Consider the following 26,779-nt stretch of genomic DNA (forward strand, 5'->3'; position numbering starts at 1 on the left):
AAATAAAATCAATAGTTACCAAGTGGTCATTATCGTAAGCTGATAAATATCAAAACTGATAATCAGATATCAACTCACGTTTTAATGAGTTGCTGATTGATAACTTATCCGTTATGAATCAACAACTCATTAATTTGTCAACTGAGTAGCAGCTTAACTCTTACTACTATCAAAGAGCTTCTGTTTCTCGTCCTTTGTCAAACTATCATAACCACTCTTACGAATCTTATCAAGGATGCGGTCTACCTCTTCTTGCTGCTGTCTCTTACGAGCGTTATAGTCCCAATCGCTCTTATTATCAGCAGTATTGCGCTGAGAAGTATTCGTCCATGAATCACGACTACCATTCGTTGCGTTACGAGCATCATGCCCTCCGCGCTGTTCCCACGAACTCTTCATACGATCAAAGAACTGATGCCCCTTATTCATACCAAAGTCACCATAGCCAGAATACGGATGCTTCTTCCAATAACGGATAAGAATGAAACCAAAGAGCATACCGCCTAAGTGTGCCAAATGCGCCACTCCGTCATTGCTTGTGCCTATCGCAGAGAACAATTCTACCACAATTGAGCCCATAACAATCCACTTAGCTTTTATCGGAATAGGGATAGGAATGATGAACATACGCTCTTCAGGAAAGAGCATTCCAAAAGCAAGTAGTACGCCATAGATGGCTCCAGAGGCACCAACAGTGTTCATCATATTCAGATAAACATTCATAGGAAGAACTGTAGTACCAATTCTCACGGAATCGAAATGAGCCAATCCCTCTACGAGATACGTACCATATTGAGCCAACTCTTGACAGAGTCCAGCGCCAACACCACATACAATGTAATAAAAAAGGAACTTCTTAGGACCCCACACATTCTCAACAACCATACCAAACATCCATAGCATAAACATGTTCATCAAGATATGTGTAAATCCACCATGCATGAACATATAAGTGAAAAACTGCCATATATGGAAGTCTGAGGCTAAGAAGAAATGTAAACCAAGAATATCATTTAAATCAATATTCACTCCTTTAAAAACATACGTGGCTACGAACACCAGAATATTGATAATAAGAAGATTCTTTGTTACAACAGGTATATTTCGCATTTACTTTATATCTAAATCTTTACAATATATCATTTAAACACTGCAAAAATACGAAATTCTATCGTTATTAAGCAGAAAACAAGCGAGATAAAGACTTTTTTTGAAAAATTCTACACTTTTCCCAGTAATTTATTTGTTTTATAAAAGGAAACAACTATATTTGCAACACAATCTTGTATATCACTCATAAAATTAATCAATAAATAAATCAAAATTATGAACAAAACAGAATTGATCGAGAAGATTGCAGCTAATGCAGAGGTAAGTAAGGCTGCTGCTAAGAAAGCTTTAGATGCTACTACAGAGGCTATAAAGGAAGCACTTGTTGCTGGTGATAAGGTACAGTTAGTTGGTTTTGGTACTTTCTCTACAACTGAGCGTCCAGCTCACGAGGGTATTAACCCAAGATCAAAGGAGAAGATTAAGATTGCTGCTAAGAAGGTTGCTAAGTTCAAGGCTGGTGCTGAGTTGGCAGACGCAGTAAACAAATAATATGTAAAGATATTACATAATATTAAGGCAAGCCATAGGCTTGCCTTTTTTGTTTTATAGGCTTGCCTTCTTGTTTTATGAAAGTCTAAAGAACATTTTACCATAGCTTAAAAAGTCCTTCCGTTAATAGCATAGATTGGAAAAAGATAAAGACTTATCTACTCGTATGGTATAATTATCCCAATTTAGATGGTCTTACAAGCGGACATAAACTATAGGATAAAATGCAAATTGATACTATGTCTATTCGTCTTCCATAAACATCCCATCCCTACATCTTTGATTTTTGTAAACTATTTTCACTCAACTCAAAAACAATACATGCTCTTTTGGCTTCTAAAAGACGCCTAATTGACTTGCAAAAGACGCCCTTTAAGACCCTTACTAACGCCCTTTTGAAGTCCAATTAAGCACCTTTTCTCACACCACTTTATAACCAACTGATTTCCTGATGGTTACAAACCTGCTTTTTATACGTATTTATATCCTTATTTATAGATGTTTTATCCGAATTTATGTAACGATTTTTCAAATACTTATCTACCTCTTCGAAGAGTTAAAAAGGGAAAAGGTCTTCCTGGTCAGAAACATGATAATTGAATAGAAAGACCTTTTCCAATAACGAGTTAGATTGTATTTTCAATACCCTAAGGGTACACCCCTGCAGCTATCCACTATAAAATACTCGTCTGTTTATTCCCCTCATGCTGTACTTTCTTGTCTATTTCTTTATAGCTTTTACCCTTTGACAACTTCCAACTGAACCTAAGGGTTATCATGTTACCCAAGTCTCTACTACGATAAATATACTCTTTATGGAGGTTTTCATTCAGTACTTTACCACGCTGTATAGCGGGATGCTGCTGGAAAGGATGCTGCATAAAGAGTGACAGACTACACGTTTTCCACCTGTAACTAACGCCCAAATAGATTGCTGGACCATTCCTTCCCTCATGCTCGCCTTCAACAAATTTCCAACCATTATCGGCATATCCCGTGAGTGTCCAACGTCCAAGATAAGCCTGAACATTACCACCATAGTTGTAACTTGTAAGATGATGACGATACAGACTACTGATGTTAAAGAAACGATTGATACCTCCGAAAAGTGTTACAGACAGACGCTCTGGCACTACATCATACCTCACATAATTCTGTACAACAAACATCATGATATTACCAATGTTCTGTTGTGAATAAAGAAACTCATCTGTTGCCGTACGTTCATACACACTCATATTGCTCCCAAGGTCACGTCGATACTCCATATTCATCCCACAGCTCACACGTTTACCATTATAACTTATATCTATAATATTCTTAATGACTCTTGAAGGTTGCAAATTAGGGTTTCCAACCTTCCATTCACGGCTATTTTCTCTGATTCTTGCATCGCTCACCATAGCGTATGAAGACACACTACGATAGGTTTCAAAGGTATAACGTGCATTTAATCCTGTCAAAATATCGTAATTCAACGTGAGTTTTGGACGGAAAGTCCAGTAGTTAAAGCTATAGTTTTCCTGCGAATAGGTCTTATTAGCAACCCCAATACCTGCCGAATAGCCTATTCGTTTCCACCGTCCTTTCACCTCAGAGAATAGATAAAGTTCTCCTCTCCGCATCTTGTTAAGAGCAGATACATCACCAGTATATTCATTATTTGTAAACGACACCGAGTGTTCTAAACCTGCAGAAAGGGTGAAAGGCTTGAGTTTATTCTCATAAATAGCTTCACTCTCCAGCGACCAAGTACGCCCATCAACATCATAGGCATAAGTTCTCCCTTCTCCATTATATCCCCGCTTGTCCGTGTAAATACCCGAACCAAAGACATTTGCCGTGATACTTTGATGCTTACCAAGCTGATGAAAAAAATAAAGATCAAGAGTTGGAGAGAAATCACTTGACACATTAATCGTCCGATAAGTCTGCTCTACTGTTCCATCCCGATACACAAAATCAGCATAATTACCGGGCGTATTGCCTCCTCCCACTGACAGATTTGCTTGGAAAACATACGTAGCCGAGTCGGCAAGACTATACTTTATCTCAAACTGATTACCAAAACGACGACTCCTGCCATCGGTCTGATTGCGTGAAACCAGATAATGACTACCGTTGTTCAAGGTATAGTCAGCCACTTCTGAAGACCGAAAACCATGCTGATCTTTATAAAGGGAAGTAAAGGTTAAAGCCAGTTCCGAATTCTTATGATTGTACTTTGCATAGAGCGTATTACCGCCGTTCACAGCCGTAACAGAGTTCGATAAATCTGCTCCAAGCACGTAGCCAGTGGTGCTACGCTTCGTCCGAATATCAATAACATAGCCTATTCCGTCACCATATCTAACTCCCGGATTATCGATGAAATCGATGTTTTTCACAAGTTTTGGGTCCAGTGAAAGCAGGTCTTCTTTGCTTGCCAAAGTTCCGTTCAGCCTAAGTTGAACACTTCCATTGTTCATCAAGGGCGTGATGGTACGCATCACCTCGTCTACTCTGATACGTGGAAGAGACAACTTTCCAAGCAGACTATAACCGTCCGTTGCCGCTTCTCGCTGTGCATCAGACGGTATAATCAGCAGACCATCTATCTTTTTCGTCACTCGTGCAGCCTCAACTGTCACCTCTTTCATCTCTACATTCTTTGCTGTCTTATCGCTTTCTTTCTCGTTCTGTGCATCAACTGACAGTGTAAGAAAGCATAACAGCAGCAGCCATAAACCTTTTCTCATAATCTTTGTTTTTTGCTACAAAGATAGAATTCACCTACTATCAGGACAAAAATAGTTACTGACAATTAACTGACAATAGCTAATTGAGGTGTGATAAACAAGAAAAAGCACAACAAAAATTACCCAATAGCCCCCTATTAGGCATAATATTCCTATAGAGAAAGGTTAAGATTTATATTTCAAAGGTACATTCTTCTCCTTTAAGAAAGACTGTCCAATGCCTTCTTTGATGACGAATCAGAAGTAAGTCGATACCCATCACCCCTATCAGCTACAATCTTTAATCCGCAACGTTCACTGACAATAGGCTTTAGACGACGGATAAGTGTGTAGAGGGTTTCGCTTGCATCGGGTTTCTTAGGCCAAAGTGTTTCGCAGATAACATCCTTTGACAGCTTATGATCAGCTGCATTTATAAATAGCTCCATGAGCTGCTGTTGCATTGGAGTAAAGGCTATCTTTTCTCCATGCCAGTCATGGAAAATATGGTCAGAAGAGGCATATACCATCCTACCTAAAACGAAACGACCAGCACGATAACGACGAAAATACACAATAGATGCAGCCATCCAAACCAATGATAACAATAGGAATGAAAGCGGTAGACGCTGATCGGATAATCCCCATACCGTAGCAAAGGAACAATCGGCATAACTTTGGAACATAAGTGTATGGCTACCAGACTGCCACTTCATCCGTCTACTGCGCAGCGAATGACTGTCTTCTCCCAAAGCGTATGACACAAACGAACGGTTTTTAAGGTCGGCTATCTGTAAATGCTGCCGATAACTTTGTATTGTATCGGGCGTAATCCACGCCTCACGTTTCCCAGCAAGTGTCTTTGATAAAGCCTGATCCATATCTTGTACAATAGCTGTTTCCGCACAGTGGTAGCTGTCAACACTTGCCCATACTGCCGAGCAGACGAGTAACAAAAATATGATAACTGACGATATAGGTTTCATAGACTTGTATAAAACAAAGTGATAGAATGTTCCAAACTATAGTATGTTACAAAGATAGTATTTTCTCTCATGAACACCAAAAAGAATGGAAGAAATATCATATAAAGTAAGATTAAACCGAGTGTTATTTGCTGTACAATGACGGTAGATGCGTAAAATTATACAGCAAAATTTGTGCATTAGACTAAAAACACTATCTTTGCACCCACAATTGTCCTATGGTGTAATGGTAGCACTACAGTTTTTGGTTCTGTCAGTGGTGGTTCGAATCCGCCTGGGACAACACAGAAAATCCGCGGATTCTTTATGATTCTGCGGATTTTTTGATTTAAACTCATTCCTAAACTATTATAATTATGACATTTCAGTTACTTAAACTTCGTAAATCACTCCTGCTTGTTGCAGTCTTTCTGCTTGCTTCATTGAACACGATGGCAAACAATCGTGACTCATTAGCACAGACTCCTCCTATGGGTTTTATGACTTGGAATAAATATAAGGAGGATATTAGCGAACAGCTTATCCGACAAATTGCCGACAAGATGGCCGCTGATGGCTATGCAGAGGCAGGATATAAATACATCTTCATTGATGATGTGTCTTATAGCAGATTTACTTCACATCATTTTAACATTTAAAATTCAAAATGGGAAGTAAACATTCTAAACACAGAACATTCAGTGAGAACTTTATTCTCACTTTACTTCGTGAGTATTACTCATCCGAAGTGTCAATTAATTTCATCTGTCGTAAGTACGACATTAATAGTGCCAGCTTTTATCAATGGCAAAAAAAGTATGATTTAGATGAAAAAAAGCTATCTTTGTCGCATGATATTATTACTAAAGTAAAAGCTATGCGTAGTAAGAAAGCTATGGAGAAAGCCCCTCTAACGCGTGAGGAAGAGCTTGAAGAACAAGTATCCAATTTGAAGAAAGCTTTGGAGTATTCTGAACTTCGCAATCAAGGTTTGATGAAAGTCATAGAGATAAGCAGTAAGGAATACGGTGAAGATTTGCTAAAAAAGCTGGCGCCAGGCAGTAGACAGCCTTCGAGTCAGCAACCCTCGTTTATCAATTGGGCTGCTGAGTGGACTGTTTGGCAAGACTCGTGAAGGCTATTACTCTGTGAGTAAGGAGAAGAGGGAGCACCGTAAACTTACTGAGAAAATTGTCGTACGTGCAGTAATGGATGTTCGTGCAGATGCTCCTCGAATAGGAGCACAGAAACTTTTGCACATGCTTATGGATATCTATCCAGGCTTAATGCTTGGGCGCGACAGGTTCTACCAGCTAATGCACAAGCATCACCTTATGCTGAAGCCATCCAGATGTCGCCACACCACGAACTCCAATCACAACTATTTCAAGTATAAGAACACGGCAAAAGGAATGGTTCTTACACGTCCTGCACAACTCTGGGTAGCAGACATCACGTATATAGATACTGAGGATGGTGTGGTCTATCTTCACCTCATAACCGATGCGTTCACTCATGAGATAATCGGATGGAAGCTTTCTGACAGTCTGCAGGCTGTCAATACGCTTGCTGCCCTAGACATGGCAATAGAACAGTCACAGGGTATGGATCTCTCGCTGATGACGCACCACTCTGATCGTGGGGTTCAATACTGCAGCAACGCCTACGTGGCAAGGCTGGAGAGTATACACTCAGGCATAAGCATGACTGAAGACTACAACCCTACAGATAATGCAATCGCCGAAAGAGTGAACGGAATAATAAAGCAAGAGTGGCTCTACCACATGAAACGACCGAAGAACCTCGATGATGCACGATGCACTATTGCTGGTATCATAGACTTCTACAACAATAAGAGACCCCATATGAGTAACGGCATGCTTACGCCAAGACAAATGAGAGAAAGGCACTGCAATGTGGCATAAGGCTTTCTGTGCTTTTCATAGTATTAATTTTTGTAAGTTGAAGGAAAAATATTAACTTTGAACATGTGCTACACACGTTCGGACTTCATTGTCAAAGTTTATGATTATGTAAAGCGAATCAGTAAAGTTTCCATGGGGGAGGTAAAGCTGTTCAGGAAGCAAGTAAAAAATGTGTAAACCAATTCAGTAACAATAACCAAAAAGTGTGAAGTAAATTTAGGCATAGTCACTTCAAAACCAATACATGCTCTTTTAGCTTCCAAAAGATGCCTAATTGACTTGTAAAAGATGCCCTTTAAGATCCTTACTAACGCCCTTTTGAAGTCCAACTAAGCACCTTTTCTTACACGATTCCATAACCAACTGATTTTCTGTTAGTTGCGAACTTACTTTTTACACGTGTTTTTTACATTATTTTAAGAGTTTAGCACAACTTTATGTAATGATTTTTCAAAACCCTACCAGCATATTATCAAAGTGTTAAAATTAAGAGGTTAGCTGTGATGAAGGCTAATAATAAGACAGATTGTTGACCGACTTGGCTATCTGTTTGTTTAATGTATAACTTCGATTCTTCCGCTAAAGCTATAAGAAATGCATCCACGTGTTTAATGGGAAAAACAAAATAGCATCTATAGAAAACTTGTCATTTCTATAGATGCTATTTTCTAAGTTTGCCTTTTACTCTAATGTGTTGCCTGATAATACAAATTTTTATTCCAGAATCGTGTAACATCAGGATTACTTGAAGGGTCAGAGATAGTTATACCCGAATAAGTTCGGATAGGCAGTACGTCTCCACTACGGCTACGAACAGCAGTATAATACGATGGTGTATTTCCTTTCTCAGGAACAAGAAGGTTAAGCTGTTGGTTGAATCTTGCCAATAAAAGTGGGTTATTCTGTAATATAGTACGCCCATAATCTCCCATATCATAGAACATTGAAGGGGTGTAACCATCCATACTCTGGAGGTTACTTTCCACAAATGGAGAGAGAGAAGCAGATGCGTTAACCTCCTTCATGAGGTTTACCATACCCTCAACCTGCGAACAATCAATCACACTGATGGTACCATAAGGATAAGGAGAGCCGTTATACGTATAATTGCTATAGAAGTTTATGAAGGTGTTACAGATACTTCTATAGTTTGGATTCACCTTTGACAGTTCACCCCACAAGAGCTTATAAGGCATACCATAAGCCATAATCTCTGTAGGGCTTCCAATAATATGATTTGTTGCATTACGGAGCTCGTAAGCAACTTCAATACCTGTCATATTACAATCGTCGAAGAGAATGTACTGGAACTTACCTATACCTGAATCTTCGATACCCCTATCAAAGGCTGAGATATCAGTCTGATAAGCATCACCACCCAACCAACGCGTTGGAGGTCCTGCCATACCTGCATCTCTATCAAGTCCGAAAGGAGAAACTGCTAAACGAGCACGGCGTGTACTTGGCTTACCGGGAATCCATCCCATACCATGACAACCCACAATCATTGAGTAATACTTCGCTGATGCTTCCTGCTTAACTCGCTTCAAGAGAGTTGTTATCCACTCTGCAGAATTCAGCTTTAAGCCTGCTAATGTATTGTTATAGATGGCAACGGTATCGTCTACACAGCGTCCATTCTGATACTTAACATTAATCAAAGCACCCTTATTTACCTTGGTTGAGATAAATATCATGAGTCTCTTTTTGCCAAGTCCACCCTGACTTTCAATAGCACTCTTTATGTCTTGTATGTTAGTTAAAAAGAATCCGTAAAGTCCTGAATCTTGCTCATTAGCGCCCGACCATGGCATATAAACAAAGATAGTATTCTCTATTTCTGGCATTGGTGGCGTTGGTCCTGGTATTGGGTCTGGATCTTCGCTACTACAAGAGGCAAAAAAACAAGCATTGCCAGCTGTAAAAATAGGACGATTTTCTTCATAATGAATCTTTTTAGCCCCATGAATATTATGTAGGAATTCAATGGGAGTGGTTAATCAAAAAGCCTTGCAACGCCACAATAGGCGTAGTAAGGCTTTTCATAGTTATGTATTGATAGTCTGTGAAAACTTATTTCACAATAATCAGAGAGTAATTCTTCTTACCCTTCTGTACGAGGAGATACTTACCATCAATAAGGTCCTCGGCTGTTACTGGCTGATCAAAGGCTGCAAGCTTCTCCTTATTGAGTGCTACACCACCGCCCTTTACGAGCTTACGCATCTCACTCTTACTTGGGAAAATCTGCATACCTTCCTGATTGAAGACATCAACTGCAGGTTGTCCAAGCACATCCTTTGATACTTCATAATGTGGTACATCCTTGAATACATCGGTAAAGGTCTGTTCATCTAACTGCAACAAGTTCTCCTTTGTACTCTTACCAAAGAGGATGTTAGAGGCTGCAATAGCCATATCGAGATCCTCCTGAGAGTGAACCATACGAGTAACCTCCTCTGCAAGACGGTACTGAAGTGTACGACGACCTGGGTCCTGACGATGCTCTTCGATGAGGTTGTCGATGACATCCTTCTCCAAAGAGGTGAAGATTTTGATATACTTCTCGGCATCATCATCACTGACATTCAACCAGAACTGATAGAAGGCATATGGTGTTGTTCGGTTGCGATCGAGCCAGATATTACCACTTTCTGTCTTACCAAACTTCTTACCATCAGCCTTTGTAATCAGTGGACAAGTAAGGCAGTATGCCTCTGTTTCATTGCCAAGTGTACGACGAATAAGTTCGGTACCAGTAGTCATGTTACCCCATTGGTCATTACCACCCAATTGCAACTTAACACCGTACTTCTCATATTGATAGAGGAAGTCGTAACCTTGCAGAAGCTGATAGGTAAACTCGGTAAAGCTAAGTCCATCGCGAGCCTCACCATTCAAACGCTTCTTCACGCTATCCTTAGCCATCATATAGTTGACGGTAATATGCTTACCAACCAAACGAGCGAAGTCGAGGAAGGTGAAGTCCTTCATCCAGTCATAGTTGTTAACCATCTCAGCCTTGTTAGGCTCGTTGCTATCAAAGTCAAGGAACTTGCTTACCTGCTTTTTAATAGCCTCCTGATTATGGTAAAGTGTTTCAGCATCAAGAAGGTTACGCTCCTGACTCTTGCCAGAAGGGTCACCAATCATACCAGTAGCACCACCCACGAGGAGATAAGGTTTATGTCCGCAACGCTGCAAATGACGCAACATCATGATACCACAGAGGTGTCCGATGTGCAGAGAGTCAGCTGTTGGGTCAGTACCCAAGTAAGCTGAAACCATTTCTTTCTGAAGCAATTCCTCAGTACCTGGCATAATCTGAGCCAGCATACCACGCCAACGGAGTTCTTCTACAAAGTTCTTCATCTATGTCTTTATACTTTAAGGAGTCAGAAACTTGAAGACGTTAAAGGCATTTTGCCCATTCTTCAAGAGCCTTAACTCTGTATTAATATTCTATTGTGAGCATCGTTAGGGTACTGGGTCATAGCCACTTCCACCCCATGGATTACATCTTAATATACGCCAAATTGTAAGTGCCAAACCCTTAAAAGGTCCATGCTTTAGGATAGCTTGTCTACCATACTCCGAACAAGTAGGAGTGAAGCGACAAGAAGGTGGCGTAAAAGGAGAGATGAACTGGCGATAAAAGAGTATAGGGAGTATCAACAACCACGATAGACCACGTGTAAAAAGACGCCACAATTTAGCAAAAATATTTTGAGATTGCTGCTCATTTGCTGCCTTCTCGTTTCTCTCCTTCTCATCCATTATATCCGTTCTCCTATTCTTTGAAGCAGGTTAGAAACCCGCTGTTCAATTGTAACAGAGTCTATCAATTCGTCTGAAAGCCATATAAAAGCTATCAGTAACTGCTTATCTGTTAGCTCGTTCACACGAGGAGTCACAAAACTTTTATGCTTTCGATAAGCCTCACGTACCTGCCGTTTCACCCTATTGCGCTTTACGGCACGTTTGAAATGCTTCTTTGGTACACTGATTAACACCTGTACATTCGACTCTATGACCGTTTCTTCTGGTGCTGAAGTCTCCGACTTACAGTCAATTAGTCTGTAAACAGCCTTCAAAGGGAATGCTGTCATCGCATGACTTCCACCAGTTCCAAAGAGCGTATCTATGAGCTTCTTGCTGCATAGACGTTCTCCTTTTCTTAGTCTTTCTTCATGCTTTTCCATTCCTTATCAGCCTTTATTTACCGTATGTCCGGTACTGATGTCGGCTCCTTCCCCATCCTTTCAGATGAGGCAGAAGCCGTTATTCTATTTATTCTTCTTCTCTTTCTCCAAGAAAGCACGCAATGCACCTGTCATAGAAGGATACTCCTGAGATGGAGCCTGAAGGTCAAGTCTTAATCCTTGTGCCTCAACTTCCTTTGCTGTAGCAGGACCAAAGGCTGCTATCTTGATATCCCCTTGCTCGAAGTTAGGAATATTCTCCTTCAAAGCCTTAACTCCTGTTGGGCTAAAGAATACAAGCATATCATAATCAAAGTTCTTCACCTCTTCCTCTGTCAAGCCATTGCTCACTGTGCGATACATCACACATTCCTTGTGCTTGAGCTTATTTGCATCCAACAACTCGGTTAAAGCATCCGTATGTACAGAACTCTGTGGAACGAGGTACTTCTCAGTCTTATGTTTTGTCATTGTAGGGATAAGACTATCAATCTTTCCCGTATTACCAAAGAACACCTTACGCTTACGATACTGCACATACTTCTGGATATAGAGAGCAATCGTTTCAATCACACAGAAATACTTCATATCTTCTGGGATAGTAACGCGCATTTCTTTAGCAAGATTGAAGTAATTGTCTACAGCATGACGAGAGGTAAATACCACTGCGGTATAATCCAACAGGTTTATCTTCTGCTGACGGAACTCTTTCGCTGAGAGTCCTTCTACCTTAAAGAAAGGTCTGAAAACCAGTTCCACTCCTAAGTCTTCTGCTATGTCGTAATAAGGCGACTTATCGCTTGACGGCTTTGGCTGTGAAACTAAGATCTTTTTTATCATCGTGTCCTAAAAGTTTTTTATAATCAAATAGTTATCTGTAATGAACAAAACGCCCCACAATACCATCAGCGGCATCAATTCGAGCGCACAAAAGTACAAAATTATTTGCAGACTGCCCCCCATTCTCTTAAAAAAGATGGTATAACTCTTATAAAAAGCAAGCATTTTGATAAATAATATAACAAATAGTATATAAATCAATGCTGCATGGAGTGACAAAGAGAAGTAAACCTGCAAGAGTACTATCGGGAATAATAAGACTCCTTCCAAAGAGGAAAGAAACACCTGTGTTCGCCTCCATTGTCCATTATTTTTCCTATCAAAGAACACCCAGTTTACGAATCCATAGACCAGATACTTAAATAGGAAATAAGCGATAAGAATGCCAAAAAAGCATCCTATCGCACCAAGTTGTGAGCCATTTGAGAGTCTTCCGCCCCCCAAGTCACGCATAAAGAAATAATAGAGAATACTTCCTAACAAGGAAGTTTGTGCTATCAGGATTGTTTGATAGCTCACTTCCTCATTTGCTTCAACTACCGACTCCTTACTACGGCTAACGCGAAAGAAACTCTTTATCTGTCGTTCTATGAAGTTCCTTGAAAGGGAAAACGCCACCATTGACATCACAAAACACCCCAAGAGTATTGCAGCAATAACATTATCATTACTTACTGCATAAGGAGCAGGAACACCCGACACACCATCAGAATGGCCGTTACCACGCCCCAACTTGAAATACTTATTCCCTTTGAAGTATCCTTCTTCTGCAAATTTAAAGTCCGTCAGCTGAAACGTCTTCTGTTTTTTTGAGCGCAATAAGATGGACGAGTCAGTTTTCTGACCCGCCTTACCCACAGAATCGACATTCGCCTTATGCCCTGCTGCCAATGTTGACTTCAACAGCAGAGAAGGGCGAACAATGGAATCAGTTGTCGGCATTATCTATTAGAGTCCGAATGTCTTTTTAATATCCTCTACTCGATCGAGCTTTTCCCAAGTGAAAAGTTCAACATCAACTGTCTTTTTCTCATGATAACGGCTTTCGAAGGTCTTCTTAACAACCTCATTCTGACGCCCCATATGACCATAAGCAGCTGTCTCTAAATACATTGGCTGACGAAGTTTCAGTATCTTCTCAATAGCCTTTGGACGAAGATCAAACAGTTTCTTTACCATCTCAGCTATCTCACCATCAGTAGCCTTCACATGTGAACGACCATAGGTATTCACATAAACGCTAACAGGCTCGGCAACACCAATAGCATAAGCCAACTGTACGAGAATCTCATCACTCACACCAGCTGCCACCATATTCTTAGCAATATAGCGTGCTGCATAGGCTGCAGAACGGTCTACCTTACTTGAATCCTTACCAGAGAAGGCACCACCACCGTGACCACCCTTACCGCCGTAAGTATCAACGATAATCTTACGACCAGTCAAACCAGTATCACCATGAGGACCACCAATCACGAACTTACCCGTTGGATTGACAAGATACTTGATATTGTCGTTGAACAAGGCAAGTACTTTCTCCGATGTTATCTGTGCCTTTACACGTGGCATAAGAATCTCAAGTACATCCTTACGAATCTGCTCTACCATCTCTTTATCAGCCTTCAACTGTGCCTCACGTGAGTCGTCAGCAGGCTTGATAAAGTCGTCGTGCTGTGTTGAAACGACGATAGTGTCAATTCGCTGTGGGATATTGTCATCGCTATACTCCACTGTCACCTGACTCTTAGAGTCTGGACGGAGATAAGTCATCTGCTTACCTTCCTTGCGGATGTCAGCCAATGTGGTCATAAGGAGGTGTGCCAAATCGAGTGTCACAGGCATATAATTATCTGTCTCGTTACAAGCATAACCAAACATCATACCCTGATCACCAGCTCCCTGGTTCTCGGCATCACCATTGTCAACGCCACGATTGATATCATCACTCTGCTCATGAATAGCAGAAAGAACACCGCAGCTATTGCCATCAAACTGATATTCGGCCTTTGTATAACCGATTTTGTTAATTGTTTTACGAGCAATTGTCTGGAGATCAACGTATTCCTTTGACTTTACCTCACCCATAATCACTACCTGACCTGTAGTATTAAAGGTTTCTATAGCGCAACGTGCATCCTCGTCGTATGCCAAGAACTGGTCGAGCAATGCGTCGCTTATCTGGTCGGCAACCTTATCTGGGTGTCCCTCAGATACTGATTCCGATGAAAACAAATATGCCATATATTTATCTACTTTTTATGTTTGTATTTACTACTAACTCTCTGTTTAAGAGTGCAAAGTTACTGCAACTTAGCGGGATAACAAAATAAATAAGTAAGATTTATACATTATTGGGTGATAGATAGTGGGTGGTGGGTGATGAATGATGGGTGATAATGAACAGTAGATATTAGGTGTTAAATGATGGATGATGATAAAAATACAATCTAAGGTTACCCTTGCAAAATTTGCTTTATTTGAGAAGTTAATAGGTATTTCAGAGCTATTTTAGTTTTATTGTCGCATAATTTGCGACGATATAAGCCATAATCGTCGCACAGATATAAATTAGCATCATATTAATGCAATAGAATTATAAAGCTTGATGCAGAACGATACGAAAGAGGGGATTTACCATTGTCTAATTTGCTTAGCAAATACTGTTCGTATATAATGACAAGCAATAGAGACCAATAACTTCCTTTTTAATAATATCCTATGATTTGAGTCAAATAGTGAATATGAACCTTCAACGTCATAGCTTTTTCTTGTGAGACAATTTTATGTATTGAGATATCTTTTGGACTCTATACATTGATAGGAGGACATTTTCTGGATTATATCCAAGTGTTTTGAGCACTTTGTTCCTTGAGCACTTGGATTTCTCACAAAGTTTTACACTTCCGAATTAAGGGATAAGAACTGTTGTGTGCTGGGAGGTTTTCCTCCACCTGTTGATGGCGACGAAAAGACTGATAGTATGGTTTTAAGTACGGAAGAGAATCTAGAAAGGCTGTCATAAAAAATGGGGAATAACGGACTATGTTTCTTATTTTAGATCTGCCATAATACAAAACCATCTTCTATTGTTCTGCTATTCTTCATTTGAGAGAATTGCTGTGATATATTGATAAGGAATTTCCTTATCGCGAGCACACCTTTCCTTTTATGTCTGCTAGATAGCCAAAGAATGTTAAAGCAGTCTGTAATCACCTTTTTCTATAATATTCAATTGCTGAATTCCAAAAAAAATCAATACTTTTGTAGTAAATAAACTGTACTCTATAAAACGAGAACAGTTTTTTGCATTACTTTTGCAGACATACTAATGAAGCTGAAATCATGTTTGAAGAAATATCCATTAAGCATTTTAGGGGAATCAGGAATGCCGAGATAAAGGGAATCAATCAAGTGAATCTCTTGTTTGGTAAGAATAATTGTGGCAAGTCTTCTGTTCTTGAGGCTGTTTTCCTGATTTCAGGGTTTTCAAATCCGCTCCTGCCCGTATCAATTAATATGCTTAGGAATTATAACAAGCATGCGTTTGGCGACCTGTTGTTGGACTTTTATAATCTTGATACCAATAATCTGATAGAGCTTTTTGCAAAAGGTTCATATAACCGTTCACTGGTTATATCTCCCATTCAGTCTGTAAGCAATAATATCTCGCTTGAGTCTTTAGCATCGGGTAACTCTGATAACGTACAGAAGTATTATGGATTGAAGTTGGCGTATAAGTATGGAGAAGAGAAGACTACATATCATTCTGAGTTTATAATAGAGGGGGATGATACAGAAAACAACCGTATTAGGCGGGATAAGCGTTACGAGGAAGAGCTGAAAGCAATGTATATCCCTGCCTCCTATATGAGCGTGCCTGTAAATGAAAGATTTGCACAGATTGTAAAGGAAAAGAAGGAAAATGAGATAGTAGCCATACTGAAGGTTCTTGACCCACGTATTATTGATATGCAGCTGGTAGACACGGAACTCCTTGTTGATATTGGCTTATCACATCGGCTGCCCGTAAATGTTATGGGTGATGGTATGCGAAAACTTATCTCAATCATCTTATCTGTCTATAGTTGTAAGGATGGTGTTTTGATGATTGACGAGATTGATAATGGCTTTCATTATACAACAATGCCTCTGCTGTGGAAGGCTTTGCTTACAGCTGCGAAGGCTAATAATACGCAGGTTTTTGTCACCAGTCATAACATTGATTCTCTGAGAGGATTGTCAAAGGTACTTGAAGAAGATGAAAATGCTCTGTTCAGAAACCTCGTTGCAGCTCACAAACTGGTGAATAACACTGATGGTAACCTGCAGAGTTTCAGATACGATTATGAGGCTTTTGACTATTCTATCAAACAAGAACTTGAGATACGATGACATATATTTTTCTTGAAACAGGAAAGCCTGCTACATCTGAAGCTGTCTTTATCAAGACACTCATAGAGAATTTAGGCTATAACATGTCTTCTAATAAAGTTGAATTTGTAAATGGCTATAAGAATCTGATAAATGTGATTCCTACGATAAAGGCAAGGTGTGCAGAAGATGGAAAGGTCATTATCATATTTGATGCTGACTCTCCTGGCAACAATGGAGGATACTATACAAGGCGGGAGGAAATAGAGAAGATATTAGATGAAAATAATACTCAGGCAGAGCTATTCTTGTTTCCCAATAATGATGAGGATGGTGATTTTGAGACTTTGTTAGAACATCTAATGCAGAAGACAAAGCATGCGAAGATGCTTGATTGTTATACTGATTATGAGAATTGTCTGGGAAACGATTATGTTCATCCTAATTTGAAAGGGAAGATTTTTACCTACATTAGTGCGATGAAAATGACAAACTCAAAGCGCAGGAAATTAGGTAATGGTGAATGGATGTTTGATAATGCAGAGTATTGGAACCTTGAATCGGATTATTTGAAGCCCTTGAAAGAGTTTCTTCAGCAACACTGTTCAAAGTAATAGTGCTAAATTGAGCGAGTCGTAAAAGTAAGGTCTGCGTTTTTATATGCTGGATAGCAAGCCGGAGTGTTCTTGGATGATTACCAATCATTTAGTAATCATACTGGATATGATTAGTTATATGTATGTTTTATAATCCGCTATTGCCTCAACTCTGCCGTATTTTCCTTGTGATATAAATTTTATATATTGATATCTTTTTAAGAGCTCTATACATTGATAGGAGGATATCTGCGAATTATTTTCATGAAGAAAAAGATTTATTTACATGAAAAGAAATATTTATTTTCACGAGAAAAAATATTTATTTTCATGAAAATAATTCGCAATTGGTAGTTTATTGTATGAAAAAGGACCCATAAAAATCCTTTTTCATACACAGAATACGTACTATTTTGCTGGTGTCATAATCACCTCGGCATGGTTACCAGCTGCCAAGATTTGCTTCAAGTGAGCAGCAAGCTTAGCTGGAGTGATAGCCTCAATGGTCTTTTTGTAGTTAGTATGGAAGTCTACACCTGTCATAATATAAGTATAGAGAACACTCATCCATGCGCCATTATTCTTAGCAGCAAGGTCTGCATTCTTCAGCATCAAGTCCTTAACTTTCTGAACCTTGTCGGCATCCATCTTGACAGTGTTGTCATTCATACCCTCAGCAAGGAGCTTAACAGCAAGCTCAGCCTTCTCTGGATCCATCGGACAGTAGCTCTGAACAATAGCGACAGCCTTGTTACCAAAACGGCGTAACCTGCCGCTTGCGCTTACAGAATAAGCTGCGCTGGCATCTTCACGAATGCTCTTCAAGTAAACCATTGAGAGCACCTGAGCTGCAGCATCAGTAAGAACGTCGTTCTCAAGCGTGTAAGTCATTGGCGCATGCCACATCTCGAAGGCAATCGCCTTTGGTGTTTCAGATTTATTTGTGAACTTACTAACGACCTTACCATTCACATAGCTTGGAACATCCTTCCAGTTCTCAGCCTTGCCCTGTGGCAGAGATGCAATGTACTTCTCAATCAATGGGCGGATTGTAGCCTCATCAAAGTTACCTACGAAGTAGTAAACAAACTGACCAGGATTAGCAAAACGCTCCTTCCAAATCTGTAAGATACGGTCATAATTAACGTTCTTCAATGTGTTCAATGTCATTGGAGCGAAACGTGCTTCGTGACCATAAATAGTCAAACTGAGCGAATCACCGAATACGCTCTCAGGTGAGAGGTCCTTGTTCTTCAGTGCCAACTCCATTTGTGCCATCAATGCCTTGTAAGAATCTTCGTCCTTAGCAATATTGGTAAAGTTGAGGTAAAGCAACTGCATCATCGTCTCAATGTCCTTTGGAACACATGAACCAGCTACTGTCTGATAGTAGTTTGACATGCTGCAGCCCATTGAAGCCTGCTTACCAGAGATTGCCTTCTGCAATTCCTGACGTGAGAAATTACCCAAACCACTGTAACCGAGGACAGCATCAAAGAGCTGTAAGTTGCTGAAATCAGCCTTACCATAGAGTCCCTTACCGCCCTTAGCTGAAGCTTGGAACTGAATTTCATTATCCTTGAAGTCGGTCTTCTTCAGAATGACACGTGCACCATTGCTGAGTGTCAACTCCTTATAACCAAGCACCTTGTTTTCCTTCTCGCCTACAATCTTACCAGCCTTAGGGAGTTTCTTCTCATCGAGCAGTGGCTCCTGCTTTACGTTGTCAACATATGGTTCAATCTTTTCAGCACGTACAGCGTTGATTGTCTGTGCCATCTGAGCCTCTGTTGGGTAGGTAGCACCAGCCTTCTCCTGTGCGAATACGTAAGCCACAAAGTTGCTGTCTTTATCAGTGATGAGTTCCTGTGCATACTTATTGATAACATCAACGTTCAATGCTGGCATCTCAATCAGCTGCTTCATAATCTGATAATCATCCTCCTTGCTTGGGATTGGCTCATTAGCAAGATAGTGATCACGAAGCTCATCGCCATACTGTGCGTTCTTCACCTTGTTGCGGTTGACGTAAGCTGACTCAATTTGAGAGAGGTATTCAGCCTTCATACGGTCGTATTCGCCTGCTGTAAAGCCATACTGACGAACACGCTGTGCCTCACGATAGATAGCTGCAAGCGCTTCGAGGTCCTTGCCTTCCTTAGCATCTGCTGCCATATTGAAGGCTGCCTTTGGCTTTGAAAGCATGTAATCACCATCGTAAGAATAAGCACCAGTGAAAGGACAGTCAGCCTTCTGAGCCAACTCAGAGAGACGCTGATTGAGCATCATAGTGATGATGTTCTTTGCATAAGAGTCTACATAGTAGTACATATCGCCCTTCTGTGCGTCAGGGAAGGCGTCATGCTTCATACTGAAACCAACCTGACTGTAAGGCATCTCCTTATCCTTACCAAACACGTAGATAGCGTCCTTAGTGTCTGGCACAGCCTCTTCAACTACTTGTGCAGCATTTGCTGGAACAGTAGCGTTAGCCCAAAGCTTCTTAATCTCATTCTCTGTGTGGTCTACATCAATATCACCAACAACGATGATACACTGATTGTCTGGACGATACCACTTCTTATAGTAGTCGCGGAGGTCCTGATAAGGAAACTTGTCAACAATGCTCATCAAACCGATTGGCATACGATGACCATACTTTGAGTTAGGATAGAACTTAGGCAAAACGTCATCATAGATTCGCATCACTGGTGTACGGCGCAACTGCCACTCCTGATGAATAACGCCACGTTCCTTGTCAATCTCCTTGTCAGCAAGTACAAGACCGTTTGACCAGTCCTTGAGAATCAACAGACAAGAGTCGAGTGCTGTCTGACGAGTTGTTGGAACGTCACAGATACGATAGACAGTCTGGTCGATACTGGTGTAAGCATTCAAGTTGCTACCGAACTCCACACCGAGTGAACGGGTGAATTCGAGGAGCGTTGAGTCAGGGAAATGCTCTGAACCATTGAATGCCATGTGCTCAAGGAAATGAGCCAAACCACGCTGGTTATCATTCTCTTGAATAGAACCAACACGCTGCGCAATGTAAAAATTGACTACGCGCTCTGGCCATTCATTGTGAAGGATGTAGTAAGTTAAGCCATTGCTGAGCTTACCTTGTCTTACGTTCTTATTCACAGGGATAGGTCCCATCTGCTGTGCAGAGGCCATACCAGTGACAAAGAGTAAGACGATTAAGAATAAATGTTTGATTTTCATCTTAAACGTTGTTTGTTATTTTAATATTAGTTTTATGGCACAAAGATACATAAAAATCCGTTACGCAATCCGATTTTTTTATTTTTTATATCTTAACAAAGTATCAATCAAGATTATTCTGTCAACAAATCCATTTGCTGGCGTTCGTTATACTGGATATTACGGGGGTGATGTTCAAGAATTTCCTGTCGTAGTGTGGAAGTGTCAATATGCGTATAAATCTCTGTTGTTCCAATACTTTCGTGTCCCAACATTGCCTGAATAGCACGCAAATCGGCACCTCCTTCAAGTAAGGAAGTGGCAAAAGAGTGACGAAGAGTATGCGGAGAGATGGTTTTCTTGATGCCAGCATCAAGCGCATAACGCTTTATCATAATAAGAATCATCGTACGAGTAAGATGGTGCCCACGGCGATTTAGGAAGACATAGTCCTCCTCTCCGGGCTTTATTTTCATCACATTACGATCGGCAAACCAATAGTTTAGCTCGTCTAAGGCACGCGGTGAGATAGGAACCAAGCGTTCCTTCGAACCTTTACCCATCACTCGGATATACTGTTCTTCAACATATAGGTTAGAAAGTTTTAGGTTTGTGAGTTCTGATACACGCAGCCCACAAGAGAACAAGACCTCAATAATGGCACGGTTGCGGTGTCCTTCCCATTTTGATAGGTCTATCGCTTGCTCTAAAAGGTCAACTTCTGCAGTGGAAAGAACCTCTGGTAAGTGGTCAGGTTGCTTTGGTGACTCTAACAACTCAGTCGGGTCTACTTCCAAATAACCATCAATAACGAGGAAACGATAGAACTGTCGCACGCCACTAAGAATACGAGCCAACGAGCGAGGACCAATGCCAAGATCAGAGATAAAGGCTGCAAAGTGTTCCAAGTCTTCTAACTTCACATCCAAGACATTAACCTGTTCCACAGCAAGATAGCGATAGAGCTTATCCACATCACGCATATAAGCATCGAGCGTATTAGCCGAATAGCCTTTCTCTAACTTCAGATAACGGCGGTAACGGCTGACAATATCCTTTGAATTCTTGTCTGTTTCCATTTAATTTCTTATTTTTGCATACTGCAATTTATATGCAAAGATACATCAAAAAACGATATTTGAGAAGAAAGAGATATGAAAGTAATCATTATTAATGGTCCCAACTTGAACCTCTTAGGGGTGCGTGAACCTGAAATATACGGTAGTCTGTCTATGGACACCTTCCTTTCACAGCTGCGAGAGAGCTATCCTAACAGCACCATCGACTATTACCAAAGTAATGTTGAGGGCGAACTCATCAACAAACTACAGGAGACTGGATTCTCGTATGATGGTATTATCCTCAATGCGGGGGCTTATACGCATACAAGTATTGCGCTTTTGGATTGTATCCGTTCCCTGCAAACGCCAGTGATTGAAGTACATATCAGCAATATTAAAGACCGCGAGGACTTCCGTCGCCACTCTATGATTGCCCCAGCCTGCAAGGGAACTATTCAGGGCTTTGGTCTTAACAGCTACAGATTGGCTATAGAGGCTTTGTCGCTCCTATAACCTTTCAACGCACATCATCACTATCATCACCCATGCCAACAACCAACACCTATACTTCTCTCACCGACGAGGCGGGCTGCGACGCCTATCTTGCATCTCATATTGATCCAGAAGGCGATTATCTTTATCGTCTTTATCGTGCGACAAATATTCATACTATTCACGGACGTATGGCAAGCGGACACCTACAAGGTCGTCTCTTGAAGATGCTTGTACAGATGATACGCCCTAAGAATATCCTCGAGGTGGGTACTTTCAGTGGCTATTCGGCTATCTGTATGGCAGAGGGATTGGAGGAAGATGGTAAACTCTATACCTTTGAAATCAATGACGAGATGGAAGATTTCACCCGTCCATGGATTGAAGGATCACCAGTTGCCGACAAGATTGACTTCCGTATCGGTGATGCTGCAGAAGAGGCTCCAAAGTTGGGGATTATGTTTGACATGGCTTTCGTTGATGGTGACAAACGATACTATACAGAGGTATATGAGAAGTTGCTGCCCATCATCCGTTCTGGTGGCTATATCCTCGCTGACAACACGCTGTGGGATTGGCACGTCATTGATCCTGCCTACGACCACGACCAACAAACAATTGGCATCCGACATTTCAATGATTTCATTGCCAAAGACGACAGAATCGAGAAGGTTATCCTCCCACTACGCGATGGACTGACGCTGATTAGGAAGAAATAAAAGCTACACAAAAAGCCTCACCCCCCAACCCCTCTCCAACGGGAGAGGGGAGTGATTACCGCAAAGGGATAACTATAACGAGTTTATTATCCATTCGTTGCATTTGGTTTCATAACCGATAGCAATGTGGTTAGCCCTCAACATCACTGGTGCTTACCATCCGCACCACACGTGCGGGGCGTTCGCACAACATGTGCGGAGCATCAATACCAAACATTAAAAAGCCCAACTTTTATCCCCGAACATCCGCATTTCATCACCACCTAACACCCAACACCCATCACCCAACATCACATTTCATCACCACCCAACACCCATTATCCAACACCCAACATCACATTTCATCACCACCCAACACCCATTATCCAACACCCAACATCACATTTCATCACCACCTAACACCCAACACCTATCACCCACCATCACATTTCATCACCACCTAACACCCATCACCCATCACCCACCATCACATTTCATCACCACCCAACACCCATTATCCACCACCCAACATCCAACACCTAACATAAAAGTTTGTGGGTTTTTCAAACTTTCAGTACCTTTGCAGGATAAAACAATAATAGATAAGACAATGCAAGAGACAAGACAAAACCGCATATCACGCCTACTTCAGAAGGAGTTAGCAAGTATTTTCCAGACACAGACACGTATGATGCATGGTGTTTTGGTTAGTGTAACGCGTGTAAAGGTGAGCCCAGATCTCAGTATCTGTACCGCCTACCTCAGTATCTTCCCATCTGAAAAGGGAGACGAAATACTGAAAAACATCAATGCCAATGAGAAGACTATCCGCTACGACTTAGGTCAGCGTGTGCATAACCAGCTGCGCATCATCCCTGAGCTTCGCTTCTTCATTGACGACTCCCTCGACTACTTGGAGCGCATTGATGAGTTACTAAAGAAGTAGGAGGTGGGTGATGGGTGTTGAATGTTGGGTGTTGATGAATTGTTGATAAGTATTAAGAGGTTGGTGTTAACGATTAGTAGATAGGTACCAATGCCTATTCAGAAACTCACCACCCCATTTATCAATTCATCAACACCCAACATTCAACACCTAACACCCTACACACCCATCACTTAACACCTAACACCCAACACATCATCACCCAACATTCAACACCCAACATCCATCATGAACTTCCCTTTTTACATTGCCCGCCGTTACCTCTTCTCAAAGAAGAGTACACATGCTATTAACGTTATCAGCCTCATCTCCGTACTCGGTGTGTCTGTCGCAACAATGGCATTGGTCGTTGTATTAAGTGGATTCAATGGTTTCTCCGACCTTGTTGCATCCTTCTTCACCAACTTCGATCCACAAATTAAGATTGAAGCAGCAAAGGGTAAGACTATGTCGGCTAACGACCCTTTACTTTTAAAGGTTAAAAAACTACCTTCAGTAGAGGTGGCTACAGAATGTGTAGAGGACCAAGCATTGGCTGTCTATCATGACAAACAGGCGATGGTGAACGTGAAGGGAGTGGAAGATAACTTCGACTCCCTGACACATATCAGCAATATTCTATATGGTGAAGGCGATTTCAGACTTCATACTGCCAACCTGCAATATGGCGTTCTTGGTATTAGATTGGCACAAGACCTCGGCACTGGGGTTGCATGGCCAGACTACTTACACATCTATGCACCCCAACGTGAAGGACAGTATGATGCTTCTAATCCAACAGATGCCTTCGTAAAAGACTCGTTGATATCTCCGGGAGTACTCTTCCAAGTAAAGCAGATGAAGTATGACAAGGGTTATATCATTACCTCTCTCGACTTTGCACGTCGTATCTTTAACCGACAAGGAGAGATTACTTCGCTTGAGTTGCGCATGAAACTGGGTGTCAATATAGACAAAGCAAAGGACGAAATACAAACCCTTCTTGGCGACAAATACAAGGTGTTAGACCGCTATGAACAGCAAGCTGACACGTTTAATATCATGCGCATTGAGAAACTCTTTGCCTACGTCTTCCTCACGTTTATCCTTATGGTGGCGTGCTTTAACATCATTGGTTCGCTATCTATGCTCATCATCGATAAGAAGAATGATGTTATTACGCTTCGCAACCTCGGTGCTACTGACGGACAGATACGTCGTATCTTCCTCTTTGAAGGTCGAATGATATCAGCAGCTGGTGCTATCATCGGTATTACGCTCGGTTTATTACTCTGCTGGTTGCAACAGACATACGGTCTTGTACAGCTCGGTGATCAGGCTGGAAACTTCGTTGTTAACGCCTATCCTATCAGTGTTCATCCCGAAGATATCATCACTATCTTCCTCACGGTAATCCTTGTCGGCTGGCTTTCCGTATGGTATCCAGTGCACTATATGAGCCGCAAACTGACGAGGGATTAAGATAAGCCCTTCTATATTATAAACAACTATAAACCTAAACAACATGACTGAAACCTTAAACGACAAAATTATCATCTATCAAAGTGAAGATGGTAAAACACAGCTTGACGTAAAGCTGGAAAAGGAAACCGTATGGCTAACACAGAAACAAATAGCTGAACTATTTGGTACAAAGAGACCAGCCATATCAAAGCACTTAAAGAATATTTATACTTCAGAGGAATTAACCGAAGAAAGCACATGTTCCATTTTGGAACACATGGGTAACGATGGTAGACAAAGTTACAATACGAAATATTATAACTTAGATGCTATCCTTTCTGTAGGTTATCGCGTGAACAGCAAGAATGCTACTCGTTTCCGCCAATGGGCAAACTCTGTTCTTAAGCAATATCTTGTCAAAGGCTATGCTATCAATGAGGACATTCGCAAACATCAGATTGCTGAACTGCGCCAACTCATACAGGTCTTAGGCAGAGCCATTCAGCAACAACCTGCAAAGACGACGGACGAAAGCAATGCGCTCTTTGATGTTGTGGTAGACTATACCTACGCACTCGACATACTTGATAACTATGATTACCAACGACTCCATATCGCTAAGACCACCAAAGAAGAACCCTTCCATGCCACATACGAGAATGCTATGCACGAAATAGATGTTCTTCGACAGAAGTTTGGTGGTTCTGTACTCTTTGGTAATGAGAAGGATGAGTCCTTCAAAAGTTCTATCGGACAAATCTATCAGACTTTTGATGGCACGGAACTATATCCGAGTGTGGAGGAGAAAGCGGCTATGCTTCTCTATCTTGTCACCAAAAACCACTCGTTCAGCGATGGCAACAAACGCATTGCAGCAACGCTATTCCTATGGTTTATGAACAACAACGCTATCCTCTATCGTCCTGATGGTACCAAACGAATTGCTGACAACACACTCGTTGCCCTCACCCTAATGATTGCTGAGAGCAAAACAGAGGAAAAGGATATAATGGTAAAGGTGGTGGTGAACCTTATCAACCAAGCCAATTAACCCGCATTGCTATAAACTTTTCGTAGACAGATAGTAGTATTTCGGAAAATAATTCATATATTTGTCGTGAATATAATGAACAAAATATGTCAAGAGAGGAAACAAATTAAATACGCTACATCGTCGCTTTAATAGCAGAGTTTGCAAAGAAATTTAATCTTGGTCAGCGACAGGCATACAATTACCTTAAGCGTTTTAAGGGAATAGACTACTTGATGTCCTTTTATGATGTTCTGCACACACAGTCCTTTGAGGATGCTATTCATGACATTTCTATCATCTGTCAGAAGAATGGTGGTACACTAAAATATCAAATGCAAACTAAAGAAACCATAGAACTGACCAACGAACAGATTAATATGATGAAAGAGGATGTATGTGCAGAACTTATAGCCATATTGATGAAAGACAGACATTGTACTATGTCCGAAGCTATTGATATGCTCTATAACTCTGACACTTACAGCCGTATTCAAGACCAGTCAACAGGATTATATTATCAAAGTTCTGGGTATTCATACGCTTTTCTACAACAGAAATTAATGACTGATTACTATCGAAGGGAAATGTTCTAAAAGAAACACAGAACAAAGCGAAGCTATGATATAAAGCTAATTGCTGACTTTTTCACCCTAAACTAATAAAATTATAGTATAGAAACATATC

Annotated in this window: 22 protein-coding genes, 1 tRNA gene and 2 pseudogenes; 13 read left to right on the top strand and 12 right to left on the bottom strand. The window is 40.9% G+C overall.

The features are described 5' to 3' along the window. Window positions 1-153: 153 nt before the first annotated feature. A complete protein-coding gene (locus J5A56_RS06810) occupies window positions 154-1,110 on the bottom strand; it encodes a rhomboid family intramembrane serine protease (protein WP_021672533.1) in 957 nt (318 codons plus the stop codon). 216 nt (window positions 1,111-1,326) lie between these two features. On the opposite strand from J5A56_RS06810, the gene J5A56_RS06815 reads away from it, so the two are divergent. After that, window positions 1,327-1,602 (top strand): HU family DNA-binding protein, encoded by a 276-nt coding sequence (locus tag J5A56_RS06815; RefSeq protein ID WP_021672532.1) that lies wholly within the window; start codon window positions 1,327-1,329, stop codon window positions 1,600-1,602. A 674-nt stretch (window positions 1,603-2,276) separates the two neighbouring features. Here the strand turns inward: J5A56_RS06815 and J5A56_RS06820 are convergent. Next, window positions 2,277-4,340 (bottom strand): outer membrane insertion signal domain protein, encoded by a 2,064-nt coding sequence (locus J5A56_RS06820; protein WP_021672531.1) that lies wholly within the window; start codon window positions 4,338-4,340, stop codon window positions 2,277-2,279. A gap of 200 nt (window positions 4,341-4,540) precedes the next feature. Then, the gene (locus J5A56_RS06825; RefSeq protein ID WP_021672530.1) at window positions 4,541-5,305 is read right to left on the bottom strand and encodes a winged helix-turn-helix domain-containing protein; all 765 of its coding nucleotides are present in this window, start codon (window positions 5,303-5,305) and stop codon (window positions 4,541-4,543) included. 212 nt (window positions 5,306-5,517) lie between these two features. Here J5A56_RS06825 and J5A56_RS06830 point away from each other — a divergent pair. From J5A56_RS06830 to J5A56_RS06845, 4 genes and pseudogenes are all read left to right on the top strand, one after another. Then, window positions 5,518-5,588, top strand: a tRNA-Gln gene (locus tag J5A56_RS06830). Window positions 5,589-5,661: 73 nt separating this feature from the next. Then, window positions 5,662-5,901: pseudogene (locus J5A56_RS06835) on the top strand (glycoside hydrolase family 27 protein); the annotation flags it as partial. Between the two features lie 50 nt (window positions 5,902-5,951). Further along, window positions 5,952-6,419, top strand: a complete 468-nt coding sequence (locus tag J5A56_RS06840) for a transposase (RefSeq protein ID WP_249112148.1) — start codon at window positions 5,952-5,954, stop codon at window positions 6,417-6,419. Then, window positions 6,400-7,209: an IS3 family transposase gene (locus J5A56_RS06845; protein WP_249112063.1), complete on the top strand. Its 810-nt coding sequence runs from the start codon at window positions 6,400-6,402 to the stop codon at window positions 7,207-7,209. Before J5A56_RS06840 ends, J5A56_RS06845 begins: the two co-directional genes overlap by 20 nt. Before the next feature lie 686 nt (window positions 7,210-7,895). Here the strand turns inward: J5A56_RS06845 and J5A56_RS06850 are convergent. The 7 genes from J5A56_RS06850 to metK all read right to left on the bottom strand — a co-directional run bounded on the left by J5A56_RS06850 (window position 7,896) and on the right by metK (window position 14,492). Beyond that, entirely contained in the window at window positions 7,896-9,056 is a 1,161-nt protein-coding gene (locus J5A56_RS06850) for a clostripain-related cysteine peptidase (RefSeq protein WP_249112149.1), read from the bottom strand. Window positions 9,057-9,282: 226 nt separating this feature from the next. Further along, window positions 9,283-10,581, bottom strand: a complete 1,299-nt coding sequence (gene tyrS, locus J5A56_RS06855; RefSeq protein WP_021671318.1) for a tyrosine--tRNA ligase — start codon at window positions 10,579-10,581, stop codon at window positions 9,283-9,285. Window positions 10,582-10,686: 105 nt separating this feature from the next. Further along, the gene (yidD, locus tag J5A56_RS06860) at window positions 10,687-10,986 is read right to left on the bottom strand and encodes a membrane protein insertion efficiency factor YidD (RefSeq protein WP_021671317.1); all 300 of its coding nucleotides are present in this window, start codon (window positions 10,984-10,986) and stop codon (window positions 10,687-10,689) included. Then, on the bottom strand, window positions 10,986-11,411 hold the full coding sequence (locus J5A56_RS06865) for a ribonuclease P protein component (RefSeq protein WP_021671316.1): 426 nt from the start codon (window positions 11,409-11,411) through the stop codon (window positions 10,986-10,988). Before J5A56_RS06865 ends, yidD begins: the two co-directional genes overlap by 1 nt. 84 nt (window positions 11,412-11,495) lie before the next feature. Then, window positions 11,496-12,251 (bottom strand): uroporphyrinogen-III synthase, encoded by a 756-nt coding sequence (locus J5A56_RS06870; RefSeq protein ID WP_021671315.1) that lies wholly within the window; start codon window positions 12,249-12,251, stop codon window positions 11,496-11,498. A gap of 6 nt (window positions 12,252-12,257) precedes the next feature. Next, the gene (locus tag J5A56_RS06875; protein ID WP_021671314.1) at window positions 12,258-13,193 is read right to left on the bottom strand and encodes a DUF4271 domain-containing protein; all 936 of its coding nucleotides are present in this window, start codon (window positions 13,191-13,193) and stop codon (window positions 12,258-12,260) included. A 6-nt stretch (window positions 13,194-13,199) separates the two neighbouring features. After that, the gene (gene metK / locus J5A56_RS06880) at window positions 13,200-14,492 is read right to left on the bottom strand and encodes a methionine adenosyltransferase (protein WP_021671313.1); all 1,293 of its coding nucleotides are present in this window, start codon (window positions 14,490-14,492) and stop codon (window positions 13,200-13,202) included. A 1,101-nt stretch (window positions 14,493-15,593) separates the two neighbouring features. Between metK and J5A56_RS06885 the strand changes: the two genes are divergently transcribed. Then, entirely contained in the window at window positions 15,594-16,643 is a 1,050-nt protein-coding gene (locus J5A56_RS06885; RefSeq protein ID WP_021671312.1) for an AAA family ATPase, read from the top strand. Further along, window positions 16,640-17,236 carry a DUF3226 domain-containing protein gene (locus J5A56_RS06890; protein WP_021671311.1) on the top strand — a complete coding sequence of 199 codons (597 nt, stop codon included), beginning with the start codon at window positions 16,640-16,642 and terminating at the stop codon, window positions 17,234-17,236. Before J5A56_RS06885 ends, J5A56_RS06890 begins: the two co-directional genes overlap by 4 nt. Before the next feature lie 390 nt (window positions 17,237-17,626). Here J5A56_RS06890 and J5A56_RS06895 read toward each other — a convergent pair whose 3' ends face one another. Both J5A56_RS06895 and xerA read right to left on the bottom strand, forming a co-directional pair. Further along, entirely contained in the window at window positions 17,627-20,443 is a 2,817-nt protein-coding gene (locus J5A56_RS06895; protein ID WP_021671310.1) for a M16 family metallopeptidase, read from the bottom strand. Between the two features lie 113 nt (window positions 20,444-20,556). Beyond that, a complete protein-coding gene (gene xerA / locus J5A56_RS06900; protein ID WP_021671309.1) occupies window positions 20,557-21,501 on the bottom strand; it encodes a site-specific tyrosine recombinase/integron integrase in 945 nt (314 codons plus the stop codon). 75 nt (window positions 21,502-21,576) lie between these two features. On the opposite strand from xerA, the gene aroQ reads away from it, so the two are divergent. From aroQ to J5A56_RS06930, 6 genes and pseudogenes are all read left to right on the top strand, one after another. After that, window positions 21,577-21,996, top strand: a complete 420-nt coding sequence (gene aroQ / locus J5A56_RS06905) for a type II 3-dehydroquinate dehydratase (RefSeq protein WP_021671308.1) — start codon at window positions 21,577-21,579, stop codon at window positions 21,994-21,996. 32 nt (window positions 21,997-22,028) lie between these two features. Next, entirely contained in the window at window positions 22,029-22,694 is a 666-nt protein-coding gene (locus J5A56_RS06910) for an O-methyltransferase (RefSeq protein WP_021671307.1), read from the top strand. Window positions 22,695-23,283: 589 nt separating this feature from the next. Beyond that, window positions 23,284-23,619, top strand: coding sequence for a 30S ribosome-binding factor RbfA (gene rbfA, locus J5A56_RS06915; RefSeq protein WP_004361056.1), 336 nt, complete (start codon window positions 23,284-23,286; stop codon window positions 23,617-23,619). A gap of 228 nt (window positions 23,620-23,847) precedes the next feature. Beyond that, the gene (locus J5A56_RS06920; RefSeq protein ID WP_021671305.1) at window positions 23,848-25,080 is read left to right on the top strand and encodes an FtsX-like permease family protein; all 1,233 of its coding nucleotides are present in this window, start codon (window positions 23,848-23,850) and stop codon (window positions 25,078-25,080) included. 43 nt (window positions 25,081-25,123) lie between these two features. Continuing rightward, entirely contained in the window at window positions 25,124-26,113 is a 990-nt protein-coding gene (gene rhuM / locus J5A56_RS06925; RefSeq protein ID WP_021671304.1) for a virulence protein RhuM/Fic/DOC family protein, read from the top strand. A gap of 110 nt (window positions 26,114-26,223) precedes the next feature. Further along, window positions 26,224-26,421, top strand: a pseudogene (locus tag J5A56_RS06930) (DUF3791 domain-containing protein); the annotation flags it as partial. Between the last annotated feature and the right edge of the window lie 358 nt (window positions 26,422-26,779).

This window comes from Prevotella melaninogenica, assembly GCF_018128065.1.
In the GTDB taxonomy this organism is placed as follows: domain Bacteria; phylum Bacteroidota; class Bacteroidia; order Bacteroidales; family Bacteroidaceae; genus Prevotella.

Excerpts from the sequence above, each read along its gene's own strand:
- rbfA (WP_004361056.1), top strand. The coding sequence starts at position 23,284 with ATGCAAGAGACAAGACAAAACCGCATATCACGCCTACTTCAGAAGGAG.
- aroQ (WP_021671308.1), top strand. The coding sequence starts at position 21,577 with ATGAAAGTAATCATTATTAATGGTCCCAACTTGAACCTCTTAGGGGTG.
- J5A56_RS06875 (WP_021671314.1), bottom strand. The coding sequence starts at position 13,193 with ATGCCGACAACTGATTCCATTGTTCGCCCTTCTCTGCTGTTGAAGTCA.
- J5A56_RS06815 (WP_021672532.1), top strand. The coding sequence starts at position 1,327 with ATGAACAAAACAGAATTGATCGAGAAGATTGCAGCTAATGCAGAGGTA.
- xerA (WP_021671309.1), bottom strand. The coding sequence starts at position 21,501 with ATGGAAACAGACAAGAATTCAAAGGATATTGTCAGCCGTTACCGCCGT.
- J5A56_RS06810 (WP_021672533.1), bottom strand. The coding sequence starts at position 1,110 with ATGCGAAATATACCTGTTGTAACAAAGAATCTTCTTATTATCAATATT.
- J5A56_RS06870 (WP_021671315.1), bottom strand. The coding sequence starts at position 12,251 with ATGATAAAAAAGATCTTAGTTTCACAGCCAAAGCCGTCAAGCGATAAG.
- J5A56_RS06920 (WP_021671305.1), top strand. The coding sequence starts at position 23,848 with ATGAACTTCCCTTTTTACATTGCCCGCCGTTACCTCTTCTCAAAGAAG.
- J5A56_RS06840 (WP_249112148.1), top strand. The coding sequence starts at position 5,952 with ATGGGAAGTAAACATTCTAAACACAGAACATTCAGTGAGAACTTTATT.
- J5A56_RS06895 (WP_021671310.1), bottom strand. The coding sequence starts at position 20,443 with ATGAAAATCAAACATTTATTCTTAATCGTCTTACTCTTTGTCACTGGT.
- J5A56_RS06885 (WP_021671312.1), top strand. The coding sequence starts at position 15,594 with ATGTTTGAAGAAATATCCATTAAGCATTTTAGGGGAATCAGGAATGCC.
- tyrS (WP_021671318.1), bottom strand. The coding sequence starts at position 10,581 with ATGAAGAACTTTGTAGAAGAACTCCGTTGGCGTGGTATGCTGGCTCAG.
- J5A56_RS06825 (WP_021672530.1), bottom strand. The coding sequence starts at position 5,305 with ATGAAACCTATATCGTCAGTTATCATATTTTTGTTACTCGTCTGCTCG.
- J5A56_RS06910 (WP_021671307.1), top strand. The coding sequence starts at position 22,029 with ATGCCAACAACCAACACCTATACTTCTCTCACCGACGAGGCGGGCTGC.
- J5A56_RS06850 (WP_249112149.1), bottom strand. The coding sequence starts at position 9,056 with ATGCCAGAAATAGAGAATACTATCTTTGTTTATATGCCATGGTCGGGC.
- yidD (WP_021671317.1), bottom strand. The coding sequence starts at position 10,986 with ATGGATGAGAAGGAGAGAAACGAGAAGGCAGCAAATGAGCAGCAATCT.
- metK (WP_021671313.1), bottom strand. The coding sequence starts at position 14,492 with ATGGCATATTTGTTTTCATCGGAATCAGTATCTGAGGGACACCCAGAT.
- rhuM (WP_021671304.1), top strand. The coding sequence starts at position 25,124 with ATGACTGAAACCTTAAACGACAAAATTATCATCTATCAAAGTGAAGAT.
- J5A56_RS06890 (WP_021671311.1), top strand. The coding sequence starts at position 16,640 with ATGACATATATTTTTCTTGAAACAGGAAAGCCTGCTACATCTGAAGCT.
- J5A56_RS06820 (WP_021672531.1), bottom strand. The coding sequence starts at position 4,340 with ATGAGAAAAGGTTTATGGCTGCTGCTGTTATGCTTTCTTACACTGTCA.
- J5A56_RS06865 (WP_021671316.1), bottom strand. The coding sequence starts at position 11,411 with ATGGAAAAGCATGAAGAAAGACTAAGAAAAGGAGAACGTCTATGCAGC.